Genomic DNA, 13,064 nt, shown 5'->3' on the forward strand with positions numbered 1-13,064 from the left:
TCACACAGGGTGTGAACCGACTCCCACCACCCGTCGCGATCACGCGCTTATGAGAGCGATCCCGCGCCGAGTCCACTGGCTCCATGACCCGGAACCAACCAGAAATCACTCGCCCACCTCACCCCTTGCATGCCGCCCGCGACATAGGCCAAGCCTCGGCGTCCCTGCCGACATCCACGATGGATACGGGCTGGCCCTGGTGTCGGTTTGGGTGGGCCTGGTGGTCTGGTGCGATGGCGACCGCTACTGGTGGCGTACCGGCTGGGACCCGCACCGCAAACGGGTCATCTACGCCTACCATCCCGCGCTCGATCCCGAGCGGGCTGCCCGTCGCGTCGCCTCCCGCTACGCGGACCTCCGCAGAAGCCATCCCCTACCCCAGCCGATATACGTGCAGGCGGCAGCTTCGGGGCCAGTCAGTTGAGCATCGATACGCGACAAGTGGGAAGCCGCGTCACGATCACGGAACTCCTGCACAGCCACGCACGAACCCGCGCTCACCGTGCCAGGCTCATCGGGCGTAGCGGCACAGTGATCAGCATCCTCACCCACGGTACCAACGCCTTGATCCGGCTTGACGGGGATCACTTCGACCTGCCCGCCGGCATTCGCCGTTGGCCTGTCCATTGGGATGACCTCACCATCGAACCCGTTGCCGATGCGGGAACAGCACCCCCGCGCGAGTACCGGACGGGCGTCTTGGGAAGCGGGCAGGACGCCGTACTACACGCCGTGCTCCCCGGCACATCCACCGGCCTGTGCGCGGAGCCGGTCGGCCCTCTGCCGATCTGCGGCTGGTCTCTGCCGTTCGCGCCGACCTCGCGCCGCGCCTGCGTCCGATGCGTGGCCTTGCAGGCATCTCCATCTTGACCGCCGCACATGGCCGTGCCCCAACCGCCTCACCGGGCCAGTAGGCGCGCCACCGCCGTGCTGAGCATCCGTACGCCGAGGGTCGACCCGGGCTCGAGGCCGGTCACCTTGCGGGCGCGCTGCAGCCGGTAGTCCAGGGTGCGCGGATGGATGCGCAACGCTGCCGACGCCGCCGCGCGGTTCATGTCGTGGCTGTAGTAGGCGTGCAGGGTCGCCACGAGGTCCGGCCCCTTGGACAGCCGCCGGGCGAAGGCGCGCAGCCATGCGTCGATTTCCGGCGTGTTCGCCACGGCCATCTCCACGAACAGGTCGGCGAGGACGTACAGGCGGGCCGGCCGGTCCTCCGTCGGCGCCACCCGGCTGGCCTCCCGCGCCCAGGTGAGGGATTCGGCGAGCTGACCGGTCACGCCCTCCACGGAGGCGACCTGGCAGGCCCGCCCGAGCAGCGCCACCGCCGACCGCACTTGGTGCAGCGCCACCGTACGATCCACGGTGCCGGGAGTCAGGAGGACCAGCTCGCCACAGCTCAGCCAGGCGACCAGCGAGCCGGTGGCGAGCGCGCTCACCACGGTGGAGCGGTCCCGCTCGGGTACGGCGGGGGCGGGGACGCGCACCACTGACACCGCGTAGCGGGAGGCCACCAAGGGCCGCAGCGGGTCGGTCAGTCGCGGCTCCACCGGCTCGTCCGCGAGCAATGTGCGCGCGAGCAGCTCGTTGCGGGTCGCCAGCGACCGTGACCGGCCCACCCCGTCGGTGTACCCGTGCAGGTACGCGCTTCTGGCCCGGACGCTCTGCGAGCCGACCCAGCCGAGCATCCGCAGCAGGTCGTCGCCGTCCTCCGGGCCGGCCACCTGGTGGATCTCCTGAAGTGTGAGATGCGTGTGCAGCCCGAGTACCCGCTGCTGCGACAGTACGGACAGCCCCAGCTCGGCACGCTGGCGGCCCACCGACGAGATCGTCGACAGGTCATCGTCGTTGAGCGGCAGCCGCGCCGGTGCCAGGTCGAGCCTGCGGGACCGGATGAAGACGGCGAAACCGTACATGCTCGCCTGGTGGTCGCGCTCGCCGCCGATGCTCGGGATGTCTCGATACTCGGGGATCTCGCGCTGATACGCCGACACGGCGTTGCGCGCGTTGTCCTCCACCTGCTCACGTAACGACTCGAACAGTCCGCCCACGTTCCGTTCCCCCTCAACGGTCAGGTTCGGTGCTTGCCCCCCGGCGTATTCGTCGTCCCGCTCGTCGTGGATCAATGCTCCTTACGCGAACGCGCAACAGCGCGTGTGACCTTGTGTCGCCGCCACGAAGACCTGCTCGCCGGGCGAATTTGATACTTGGCAGGCCGCAGCGTGGTTCGGCTGCGGCGCCATCCACCCTCCGACGAAGGGATCGGTATGCGACTGCGTCATCTCATCCTGACCGTGCTGCTGGCGTGCCTGGGCGCGACCTGGCTGGGCGCCTCACCCGCCCAAGCCGCACCGCTCATAGTCCAATCGGTCGACGCCTACCTGGGCGGCGTCGACCTCAACGGCTACTGCAGGTCGATCGGGTACGACCATGCCAAATTGGCGGGCAGCCATTTCGATGGCTGGCGGTGCGTCAGCGGCAACGACGAAGTCGGCCTCTCGGTGGCCAGCGCCTGCCAGTGGCAGTTCAGCCCGCTCGTGGCCGCCGGCTATCCGGTCACCGCGTCGACCAACGGCACCAGCGCCGGCGAGTGGAAGTGCCATGCCACGCCGGGAGCGACCGAGTTCTACAAGGGCATGAACCTCGCCGGTTTCTGCCAGTCGATCGGCTACAACGGCGCGAAGCACTTGGGCGACAATGTGACCGGCTGGGTCTGCACCAGGAACGACGGTGCTCAGATCCGCCTCGACCTGCATGCGGCCTGCACCTGGCAGCACGCTGACAAGGTCGCCCAGGGATGGACCTTGGTAGGGGTCTGGGAAGGCTACGGCGACTCGTTCAAGATCAATTGTCGGGGCTTGCACGCCTGACGCTCACCTGATCAGCGCGCCGGTGGTCCCGATACGGATGCCACCGGCGCGCGCTCATGCGTTGAGCGGGCCGCTCGGCGTCACCGTTATAAGCCTGGAAAAGCTGAAATTTCGGATAAACGCTATAGGTGGGAACGCGCCTCACGGCGAGCTGCTGGTGTGGGAGCATTTGGGCACCATGCGAGCCATGCTGCCGTTGCGATTAGCGCGGTCGGCCCTCTTCGCGGCCGTCTGTGTGACGCTGGCCGCCCTGGCCCACTGGTTCGCCGACGGCACTCTGCCGGGCCCCGGCCATCTCGCGCTCGGCGCCGGACTCGTGACGGCGAGCGCCGCCGCGCTGGCCGGCCGGGAGCGCGAACCGGTCCCGATCGCCGTTCTGCTCGGCTCGGCACAAGTCCTCCTGCACGGGCTGTTCTCCTGGCACGACGCCCCCGTACCCATGCCGCCCGGACACGGACCGGCAACCGACGCGGGCATGGTGCTCTGCCACCTCACCGCCACTCTGGTGAGCGGATGGTGGGTGGCCAGGGGCGAGACCGCGCTGTGGGCGGTGCTGCGGCGGCTGGCCGTACGCCTGCTCCTGGTCCTGGCGCCGTGCCCCGCATCCCCACGCACTCCACCGGCGCCCGCCTATCGCTCACCCGGCGGACCGTACGAAAGCGTCCTGCGTCACGCGGTCGTCCGGCGTGGACCACCGCTCCCGGCTGCCTTCTGACCCCCCGTCCCGCAGCCACGTGGAGATCACCATGCCGTCAACCCCCCGATGCCGTCGACCCCTGCCCATCGGCACCTGAGCAGCCGTGTCCACCTTCCGAGGCGGGGCGACGCCGGCCCGCCGATACGCCGTCGTCGCCGTGGCCGCCGGAGTCCTGGTGCTGGTCACGGCCCTGCTGTTCGGCGGAAGCGTGCCGCAGCCGTCGATCCCGGGCCTGCCCAAGGCGGGACCGTTCACCGACTGGGGGATGCCCCTGGCCCGGTTCGCCTACGACCTGTGCGCCTTCGCCACCGTCGGAACGCTGGTGGCCGCCGTGCTCCTGGCGCCGCGCGGCACGCCGCAGGCCGCCGCCTGCCTGCGCGCCGCCGGCCGCTGGGGGCTGGGCTGGGCCGCCGCCGCGGTGGCGACGTACCTGCTGACGATCTCGGAGGTCGTCGGCCTGCCGCTCACCGACCTGTTCGAGAGCCCGTCGATCCTGTCGTTCGGCACGACCGTCCCGCAGACCCAGGCGCTGCTCATCGTGGCCGCGGCGGCGGGGGTGGTGGCGATCGGCACCAGCTTGTGGCGTTCGCCCTGGTGGAACGCCTTCCTGCTGGCGGTCGCCGTCTTCGCGATCCTGCCGCCCGCCTACGTCGGGCACGCCGCCTCGGCGGGTGACCACGACATCGCGATCTCCGCGCTGATGGCGCACCTGGCGGCGGTGGCGGTGTGGGTGGGCGGCCTGGCCGCGGTCCTGGTCCACTTCCGGCGGTCGGACCGGCTCACGGACGTGGTGCCCAGGTTCAGCACGCTGGCCCTGGCCTGCTTCGGCGCGGTGGCCGTGTCGGGCGTGGCCAGCGCGTGGGTGCGCCTCGACGCCGTCGCACAGCTGTGGCAGACCCGTTACGGCCTGCTCATCCTGGCCAAGGCGGCCGCGCTGGTGGCCCTGGGCGTCTTCGGCCAGAACCATCGCCGCCGTACCGTCGCGGGCCTGGCCGAACGCCCGGTGCGACGCACGTTCGTCCGCCTGGCCACCGGTGAGGCGATCGTCATGGCGGCGGCCGTCGGGCTCGCGGTCGCCCTGTCACGCACCCCGCCGCCGCCTTCAGAGGGCGGCGGCGGCCACGACCACCTCCTGCTGGAGTACAACCTGCCGCCCTTCTCGATCGGCGGCCTGCTCACCGAGATCAGGCTGGACCCGCTGATCCTGCTCGTGCTGGCCGGCCTCGCGATCGGCTACCTCGTCGGGCTGCGCCGCCTGGCCCGCGACGGGATCGTGTGGCCGCCGGGCCGTACCGCCGCGTGGCTCGCCGGGCTCGCGGTGCTGGCGTTCGCCCTGCTCAGCGGCGTGGGCGGCTACGCCCGCGCGATGCTGTCCGCGCAGGCGCTGCAGTACGGACTGGTCGCGCTCGTGGCGCCCCTACTCCTGGCGCTGGGCGCGCCGCTGACGCTCGCCGCCCAGACCACCACGGACCGGTCCCAGTACGGCGACGTGACCCGCGCGATCCTGGACAGTCGCCTCGCCTCGCGGCTCACCCATCCGGTGATCGTCGCCGCCGCGCAGATCGTGCCGATCGCGGTGCTGTACGGGACCGGCTGGCTGGGGCAGTCCTTGTACAGCTACGCGCTCCATCTGCTCACCCTGACGGTGCTCTTCTGCACCGGGGCGTTGTGCTTCTGGGTGCTGGCCGGGGTGGATCCGCTGCCGCGCCCGATCACCTGGGTGGCGCGGGTGCGGCTGCTCGCGGTGGTCGCCGTGGCGCAGCTCGCGCTCGGGCTGGCCCTGCGGTTCGGGCCGGGGGTGGGCGTGGACTGGTTCACGCTGGTGTCGCCGCCGGGGGTGTCGGACCTGTCCGCCGACCAGCGGACCGCCGGGCTGACGGTGCTGGTCGTCGCGGTCGTGGTGCTCGTGGCGCCGGTGGTACGACTGGCGTCGTGGCGGCGGGCCGCTCAGCGGAGAAGGACACTCGTCTGAACGACTGTGGTCAGCCGCCGTTCAGTGGAGGAGGACGCTTGTCTGATTGACCGTGGTCAGCCGCCGTTCGGCGCCGGTGATCTCGTACACCGGCCCGGTCAGCGTCACCGACCGCTCGGCGACGACGTCGGTGACGGAGCGGCGGACGCTCACCGTCACCTCGCCGGGCTCGACGACCCGCCGGCCGTCGCGCCCGGTGAAGGCCAGCAGCCGCGTCGGCACCTCGAAGCCGACCGAGGCCCGCTCGCCGGGCGCGAGCTCGACGCGCGCGTATCCGACCAGCTGGGCGACGGGCCGGGTCACCGAGGCGACCACGTCTGACGCGTAGACTTGCACGATCTCCGCGCCCACCCGCTCACCCGCGTTGCGGACGACGATCGAGCAGTGGATCGACCCGTCCGCCGCCGGAGCGGTCGCGGCCACGGACACCTCGTCGTAGGCGAAGCTCGTGTAGCTCAGCCCGTGACCGAACCCCAGCTCCGGAGCGGGGTCGATGTTGCTCACCGAACCGGCCGCGCCGAGCCGGGGATGCAGATAGCTGTACGGCTGACCGGCGGGCGAGCCGGGCATGCTCATCGGCAGCCGCCCCGACGGGTTGACGGCTCCGCTGATCACCCGGGCGATGGCCCCCGCGCCCTCCTCGCCGGGGAAGAACGCCTGCACCACGGCGGCGGCCTCGCGCAGGATGCCCGGCACGGCGTAGGCCCGGCCGGTCAGCAGGACCGCCACGACCGGAGTGCCCGTGGCGAGGACCGCGTCGGCGAGTGCCTGCTGGGCGCCAGGCAGGTCGAGGGTGTCCACGTCGCAGCCCTCGCCGGAGGTGCCCCGGCCGAACAGGCCGGACCGGTCGCCGAGCACGAGGATCACCACGTCGGAGGCGGCCGCCAGGTCCACGGCCTCGCCGAACCCCGCGCGGTCACCGTCGTCGACACCCGTGCCGTGCGCGACCCGCAGCACCGCGTCCGGGAACTCCGCCCGCAGGGCGTCGAGCGGCGTGGGCGACTCGATGCCCGGCTCGACCTCGGGAAAGTGCGGCAGGACGTGGTTGACGAAGGAGTAGCAGCCGAACAGCGCGGTGACGCTGTCCGCGTTCGGGCCTATGACGGCGATGCGCTGTCCCGCGCCGTCGCCGAGGGGGAGCAGGCCGTTGTTGGTCAGCAGCACGATGGACTCTTCCGCCAGCCGCCGCGCCAGCGCCCGGGACTCGGCACCGTCCAGGTCGACGGGCCCCGAAGGAACCGGCTCGTAGTCGTCGTCGAGCAGGCCGAGCTTCGCCTTCTGCAGCAGCACCCGGCTCAACGCCCGGTCGATCAGCGATTCGGCGATCCGCCCGCTCGACACGGCCTGCTTCAACGGCGCCAGATAGGCGACCCCGGTGGGGAGCTCGACGTCGATCCCCGCCGTGAGCGCCTGCACGGCGGCGTCCTCGGCGTCGGTGGCGACGGCGTGCAGCGTGTGCAGGAAGGCGACCGCGAAGTAGTCCGCGACGACGGTGCCGTCGAAACCCCACTCGTCACGCAGGATCCGGGTGAGGTAGTGGTCGTCCGCGGCGATCGGGATCCCGTCGATCTCGGCGTAGGAGTTCATCACCGAACCCGCCCCCGCGTCCCGGATCGCCACCTCGAACGGGAACAGCAGCACGTCGGCCACCTCACGCGGCCCCGCGTGCACCGGGGCCAGGTTTCGTCCGGCGCGGGAGTTCGAATAGCCGACGAAATGCTTCAACGTGGCGATCACGCCCGCGGACTGGAGCCCCCGCACGTACGCCGCTCCGATCGTCGCGACCTCGTACGGATCCTCGGACACGCACTCCTCGACCCGCCCCCACCGCTGGTCGCGAATCACGTCAAGCACGGGAGCGAGCCCTTGGTGAACGCCGAGCGCGGCCATGCTCGACCCGATCCGTTGACCCATCCGCTCGACCAGCTCGGGGTCGAACGACGCGCCCCAGGCCGGCGGGACGGGGTAGGTCGTCGCCTGCCAGGCCGCCAGCCCGGTGAGGCATTCCTCGTGCGCCAGTGCCGGGATGCCGAGGCGGGTGTGGTCGAGCAGCCATCGCTGCCGCGCGGCCAGCAGGGTGCTCGCCCACTCAGGATCGACGGGCCGGGTCCCGTAGTGCCGGGTGATCTGCCCGAGTCCGTGGCGGGCGAACTCCTCGAACGCGACGTCCTCGCCCTGCATCGAATCCTGCAGCGGCGCGACGACACCCTCTTCGCGATTGACGTTCAGCCACACGCCCACGAGCTGCGCGAGCTTCTCGTCGAGCGACATGTCGGCCAGCAGGTCGCCGACACGTCGCGCTCGACGCTCATCGATCGTCATGCACGCACCCTCACTGTTGATCCGGTACGCCCGGGTGGGCGCGGGCTTCCGTCATCGCATCGGAAAGTTTCCGGATAGTTTTCCGAAAAGATGCCGTGACATTGCCGTTTCGTTACGGTAGATTCAGGCTTGCAGTCGTGTCAACACTTGCCGCACGCGCCTGATCAGCCCAGTTGGATAAGTGCCTGCGGGCCAGACAATTTTCCGAAAGTCGACAAACGGGAGGTACTGTGCCCCGACCCACGCTCTCCGATGTCGCGGCGGCGGCCGGGGTGTCGGTCCCCACGGTCTCGAAAGTGCTGAGCGGCAAGAAGCACGTCTCCGCCGCCACCCGCGGCAAGGTGCTCGAAGCGGTCCGCGCCTCCGGGTACGAAGCGCTCCGCCCGCCCAGCGCTCCGCAAGTCGGGCTGGTCGACCTGCTCATCGACGGGCTCGGCTCGCCCTGGGCCGAGGTTCTGGTCAAGGGTGCGGAGCAGGCGGCCGCGCGCTGGGGATTCTCGCTCGTCGTGACCTCCTCCGCGCGCGCCGACTTCGACCTGCGGCGCTGGATCGGGATGGTGCGCAAGCGCGGCACCGACGGCATCGTCCTGGTGCTCTCCCGCGCCAACCAGGAGGAGATCGCGGCCGTCGAAGAGCTGCTGCGGGTCCCGCTGGTGCTCCTGGATCCGGTCGGCAAGCGCGACCCCCGGCTCTCGACCGTGGGCGCGACCAACTGGTCGGGCGGGGTGATGGCCACGACCCATCTCCTGGAGCTGGGGCACGAGCGGATCGGCTTCATCGGCGGGCCGCTCGACACGCAGTGCACCCTCGACCGCTACGAGGGCTATCTGGCCGCGCACCGCACCTTCGGCGTCGAGCCGTCGGCGGACCTGACGCGGTTCGCCGACTTCCAGGTCTCCGGCGGCAAGACGTTCGGCGCCGAATTGCTCGACCACCCCGACCGGCCCACAGCCATCTTCGCGGGCTCCGACCTGCAGGCCGCAGGCGTCTACCAGGCGGCGACCGAGCGCGGCATCCGCATCCCCGAAGAGGTGTCCGTGGTCGGCTTCGACGACTCCCCGCTGTGCGAGATGCTGTCCCCGCCGCTCACCACGGTCCGTCAGCCGCTCGACGACATGGCCAACGAGGCGGTCCGGCTGATCACCGAAGAGCTGGCCCATCGCAGAGGTTCGGCCGGCACCCGGATCGAGCTCGCCACGAGCCTCATCGTCAGAGGCAGCGCGACACGCCGACCCGGGTGACGCCGGGGTGCAGAGGCAGCACGACGCGCCGACCCGGGTGACGTCGTCGGGTCCAGAGGCAGCACGACGCGCTGACTCGAATGACGTCGGGGTCGATCAGCGAGCGAAGCTGGGGAAGTGCTCGTCGGGCAGCGGCAGGCCGGGGGTGAGGCCGAGGGGGTCGGTCAGCACGTGCGCCGGTTCGGCGGCGAAGACCGCGTCGGCGTCCATGTAGATGACCACGTGCGCGATGCGCGGGTCGTCGGTGAAGTTGGGCGTGGCGCAGTGCGCCAGGTACGAGTTGTGGAAGGTGCAGTCCCCCGCCCTCAACGGGACGGTCACCCGCTGCCGCCACCGCAGCTCGGGCGCGATCCGGAAGAGGTCCTGGCCGTCCGACAAGTCCTGGGCGCGCAGGTCCTGGAGGTCCTGCGAGCCGGGCACGAACGTCATGCAGCCCCGCTCGACCGGCACGTCGACCAGCGCGATCCAGGCCGACAGGGCGTGCCGCGAGCCGGTGTGCGGCCAGTACGGCTGGTCCTGGTGGAACTCGGTGGCCGCGCCGTTGTGCGGCTTCTTGATCAGCAGCTGGTCGTGCCACAGCCGCAGCGGCACGCCCGCCAGCTGGGTCGCGAGCGCGGCGAGCCCCGGGTGCAGGGTGAGCTCGCGCAGCGTCTCGTCCTGCTGCCAGAGCTGCAGCAACTGGACGAAGATGTCACCTTCCCGATTGTCCCGTACGGTCTCTTGTGCGGCCAGCGCCGCCTTGGCGTACCGGGCGGCCTCCTCGCGCGAGATCACCTGGGGCAGGTGGATGAAACCGTCACGTCGGTACGCGGACACCTGAGCGTCGTCAAGCATGTTCTTCTCCCTTGTCGGTGGTGCCTCCACTCTTGCCGGGCGGTGCCGGGACGGGCTAGGACGGGGGTTGCTCGCATGTAGCACAATCCTGATGTGCACCATGTACGACGCGACGACGTCTTCACCCCCGACCGGCTGCCCGTGGTGGCGGAGCGGCACGCGCTGGCCGCCGACAACAGCGCGCACAGCCACGACTTCCTGGAGCTGGCCGTGGTCACCAAGGGGACGGCCACGCACGTCTCGGCCATCGGGGAGCAGGAGCTGAGCCGTGGCTCGGTCGCGCTGCTGCGACCGGGCGACTGGCACGGCTACCGCGACTGCCGCGGGCTGGTGGTGCACAACGTGTATGTCGGTCCGGAGATGTTCCAGCGGGAGCTGGCCTGGCTGCGGGCCGAACCGCACGTCGGCAGGCTGCTGCACCGCTCGGGGCATGTGTCGCGGCTGGACGACGGGGCGCTCGCGGTGGTCGAGGCCGCGCTTCCGGCGGCGGTGGGCGGGCACATCACGCAGGTGGGAGCGCTGCTGTGCCTGCTGGGCGGGGCGGCGGCCTCACTGGCCTCGCTGACTTCGCTCGGTGAGCCCGCCGCCGGGAGCGCGGGGACGCATCCCGCGGTGCTGCTGGCCGTACGGGAGCTGGAGGGCGACCCGCGGCGGGACTGGTCGGTGGACGACCTGGCGGTGCTCGCGCGCGTCTCGGCCGCCCATCTGGCCAGGACGTTCACCGCCCAGCTCGGCATCGCGCCGATGGCCTACCTGAACCGGCTGCGCGCCGAGCGGGCGGCGGCGTTGCTCATCGAGACGGATCTGCCGGTCGCGGCGATCGGCAGGCAGGTGGGGTGGAGCGACCCCAACTACGCCAGCCGCCGCTTCCGGCAGTTCTTCGCGATGAGCCCATCCGGTTACCGAGCCAGGTTCAGCGCATCCGCGCCAGAGGCGTGACCAGCGCCATGACGAGCGCGGTGGCGGGCGAGGGTCAGCGCACCTCCTCCAGCTCGAAGACCAGCGCGGTGGCGGGCTTCAGCGCCGGGGACGGCAGACCGATCTCGGCCAGGACCGAGCCCTGCAGGCGTACCGGGGCCGCCGTCCACTCCGGCAGCCCGACACCCGTGGGCAGGCGGCCGGCCACCCGCACCTCATAGACGGCCTCGGGGTCCAGTCCGGGCAGGCGCAGTGGGGCCGGGCCCATGGCCACCCGGGAGGCGAGCTGGACGCAGGCGAACACCGCGTGCCCGTCCCGGACCACGCCGTGCAGCAGCACCGCCGGGTCGGGATGGTCGGCGCGGACCACCGTCCCGCCGTGCAGCGTCGGCCGCAGCCGCTTGTGCAGGGCGATCCATTCCGCGAGCTCCTCGCGTTCGGCCTCGCTCGCCGACGTCAGGTCCCACTCGACGCCCATGTGACCGAACAGCGCGGTGGCGCAGCGGAACGACAGCGCCAGCGACCGGCCGGTGACGTGGTCGCGGGGCGCGCCGACGTGGCTGCCCATCAGCTCCGGCGGCACGAGCAGGCCGGTCCAGCGCTGAATCGCCTGCCGGTCGAGCGCGTCGTTGCTGTCGGAGGTCCAGACCCGGTCGGTACGGGCCAGGATGCCGTAGTCGATCCGCGCGCCGCCGGACGAGCACGACTCGATCTCCAGCCCGGGATGGCGGCGGCGCAGCTCGTCGATCAGCCGGTAGGCGGCCACGGTCTGCGCGTGCACACCCGCCACGCCGTCATGCACGGGCTCGGCGATGTCGCGGTTGTGGTCCCACTTGATGTAGTCCAGCTCGTACTCGCTCACCAGCGTGCCGATCCGGTCCAGCAGGTAGTCGAAGACCTCCGGCCGGGCCAGGTCGAGCACGTGCTGGTTGCGCTGCGGGGGCGGGAGCCGATCGGCGCGGCCGAGGACCCATTCGGGGTGCTCGCGGGCGAGGTCGGAGTCGAGATTGATCATCTCCGGCTCGAACCAGAGCCCGAACTGCATGCCGAGCTTGCGCACGTGCTCGGCCAGCGGGTGCAGGCCGTCGGGCCACACCCCCTCGTCCACGTACCAGTCGCCGAGCCCGGCCTTGTCGTCGCGGCGGTGCCGGAACCAGCCGTCGTCCAGGACGAACCGCTCGATTCCCACCTCCGCGGCCCGGTCGGCCAGCGCCAGCAGCCGGTCGAGGCCGTGGTCGAAGTAGGTGGCCTCCCAGTTGTTCAGGGTGACCGGGCGGGCCGGGCGCGGGCCGCGCGAGCGCAGGTGACCGTGCAGCCGCCCGGCCGCCGGGTCCAGCCCGGAATCCGACCAGGTGAAATAGACCAGCGGCGTCTCGTACGTCTCGCCCTGGCCCAGGATGATCTCGCCGGGCGCGAGCAGTTCACCGGCCGCCAGCAGCGTCACGCCCTCCGGCAGCCGCTCGACGTAGTGGACGTGGTCACCGCTCCATCCGGCGTGCGCCGCCCACACCTCGCCGTGCCGGAACCCGAACCCGCCCGTTCCCGCCACGAGCAGGCCCGTGCCGTCGTGACCGGTGCGCCCGCGCCGGTTCTCCCGCGACCAGACGCCGTAGGCCAGCGGCCGGCGCTGCGGCACCTTCTCCAGCGCCCACCGCCCGGTGAAGTCGAGCAGTTCATCCGCCCGCGCTGGCAGCGGCAACGCGCAGGTCAGCTCCTCCACGCGGTACGGGTCGGCGGCGGTGTTGGTCAGCGCGTGCCGCATCGTGACCACGCCGTTGGCGTCCATGGCCAGCTCGCTCACCAGCCGGAGCCCCGCCTGTTCGTCGCTCGCGGTCACGGTCACGCTGCCACCCGCTCCGGGCACGGCCCGCGTCTCGACCGGGCCGTAGAGGCTCCACCTGACCGGCCGATGCGCGGACGTACGGGCTCCTGACAGGCCCGGCCGGCCGTACCAGCTGTCGCCCTGGAGCGGCACCAGCGGCGGCGCGGGCGTCAGAGAGGCCAGCGCGGGCAGGAGGTGCTCCTCGGCGACCGCACCGATGTCTGCGCCGAAATGGCGCACTCGCGGCAGGCCGGAGCCCGCGACGTCAAGGACGAGACAGGTGCCTGCGGCGGAAAGGATCACGGGGGACACGTCGGGCTCCTCACACTCGGACGGGCGCCGGGCCCGCTTTCGTGTAAGAGGTTCGCACGGTGCGCTGAGCGACCGGCGA

Annotated in this window: 10 protein-coding genes; 6 read left to right on the plus strand and 4 right to left on the minus strand. The window is 71.4% G+C overall.

What is annotated here, in order from left to right:
* Nucleotides 1-199: 199 nt before the first annotated feature.
* Complete coding sequence (locus AB0J16_RS19815) at nt 200-424, plus strand: hypothetical protein (RefSeq protein ID WP_358541137.1); 225 nt, start codon at nt 200-202, stop codon at nt 422-424.
* Between the two features lie 475 nt (nt 425-899).
* Here the strand turns inward: AB0J16_RS19815 and AB0J16_RS19820 are convergent, their stop codons facing one another.
* On the minus strand, nt 900-2,123 hold the full coding sequence (locus AB0J16_RS19820; RefSeq protein ID WP_358541140.1) for a helix-turn-helix domain-containing protein: 1,224 nt from the start codon (nt 2,121-2,123) through the stop codon (nt 900-902).
* A 141-nt stretch (nt 2,124-2,264) separates the two neighbouring features.
* On the opposite strand from AB0J16_RS19820, the gene AB0J16_RS19825 reads away from it, so the two are divergent.
* The 3 genes from AB0J16_RS19825 (at nt 2,265) to AB0J16_RS19835 (ending at nt 5,536) form a co-directional block, all read left to right on the plus strand.
* A complete protein-coding gene (locus tag AB0J16_RS19825; protein ID WP_358541142.1) occupies nt 2,265-2,867 on the plus strand; it encodes a hypothetical protein in 603 nt (200 codons plus the stop codon).
* A 187-nt stretch (nt 2,868-3,054) separates the two neighbouring features.
* Nucleotides 3,055-3,582: an MFS transporter gene (locus AB0J16_RS19830; RefSeq protein ID WP_358541144.1), complete on the plus strand. Its 528-nt coding sequence runs from the start codon at nt 3,055-3,057 to the stop codon at nt 3,580-3,582.
* Nucleotides 3,583-3,667: 85 nt separating this feature from the next.
* Nucleotides 3,668-5,536 (plus strand): cytochrome c oxidase assembly protein, encoded by a 1,869-nt coding sequence (locus AB0J16_RS19835; protein ID WP_358541146.1) that lies wholly within the window; start codon nt 3,668-3,670, stop codon nt 5,534-5,536.
* A gap of 21 nt (nt 5,537-5,557) precedes the next feature.
* Here AB0J16_RS19835 and AB0J16_RS19840 read toward each other — a convergent pair whose 3' ends face one another.
* Nucleotides 5,558-7,858 carry a glycoside hydrolase family 3 N-terminal domain-containing protein gene (locus AB0J16_RS19840; protein ID WP_358541148.1) on the minus strand — a complete coding sequence of 767 codons (2,301 nt, stop codon included), beginning with the start codon at nt 7,856-7,858 and terminating at the stop codon, nt 5,558-5,560.
* A gap of 230 nt (nt 7,859-8,088) precedes the next feature.
* Between AB0J16_RS19840 and AB0J16_RS19845 the strand changes: the two genes are divergently transcribed.
* Nucleotides 8,089-9,099 (plus strand): substrate-binding domain-containing protein, encoded by a 1,011-nt coding sequence (locus AB0J16_RS19845; protein ID WP_358541150.1) that lies wholly within the window; start codon nt 8,089-8,091, stop codon nt 9,097-9,099.
* Nucleotides 9,100-9,195: 96 nt separating this feature from the next.
* On the opposite strand, the gene AB0J16_RS19850 is transcribed toward AB0J16_RS19845, so the two are convergent.
* Nucleotides 9,196-9,933 carry a phytanoyl-CoA dioxygenase family protein gene (locus AB0J16_RS19850; RefSeq protein WP_358541152.1) on the minus strand — a complete coding sequence of 246 codons (738 nt, stop codon included), beginning with the start codon at nt 9,931-9,933 and terminating at the stop codon, nt 9,196-9,198.
* A 93-nt stretch (nt 9,934-10,026) separates the two neighbouring features.
* Between AB0J16_RS19850 and AB0J16_RS19855 the strand changes: the two genes are divergently transcribed.
* Nucleotides 10,027-10,872 (plus strand): AraC family transcriptional regulator, encoded by an 846-nt coding sequence (locus AB0J16_RS19855; protein WP_358541154.1) that lies wholly within the window; start codon nt 10,027-10,029, stop codon nt 10,870-10,872.
* 34 nt (nt 10,873-10,906) lie between these two features.
* Here the strand turns inward: AB0J16_RS19855 and AB0J16_RS19860 are convergent, their stop codons facing one another.
* Nucleotides 10,907-12,985: an alpha-galactosidase gene (locus tag AB0J16_RS19860; RefSeq protein WP_358541157.1), complete on the minus strand. Its 2,079-nt coding sequence runs from the start codon at nt 12,983-12,985 to the stop codon at nt 10,907-10,909.
* Between the last annotated feature and the right edge of the window lie 79 nt (nt 12,986-13,064).

It is taken from the genome of Nonomuraea sp. NPDC049750 (assembly GCF_040659625.1).
Lineage (GTDB): Bacteria > Actinomycetota > Actinomycetes > Streptosporangiales > Streptosporangiaceae > Nonomuraea.

Coding starts and splice junctions, on each gene's coding strand:
- AB0J16_RS19840 (WP_358541148.1), bottom strand. CDS start 7,858: ATGACGATCGATGAGCGTCGAGCGCGACGTGTCGGCGACCTGCTGGCC.
- AB0J16_RS19825 (WP_358541142.1), top strand. CDS start 2,265: ATGCGACTGCGTCATCTCATCCTGACCGTGCTGCTGGCGTGCCTGGGC.
- AB0J16_RS19830 (WP_358541144.1), top strand. CDS start 3,055: ATGCTGCCGTTGCGATTAGCGCGGTCGGCCCTCTTCGCGGCCGTCTGT.
- AB0J16_RS19850 (WP_358541152.1), bottom strand. CDS start 9,933: ATGCTTGACGACGCTCAGGTGTCCGCGTACCGACGTGACGGTTTCATC.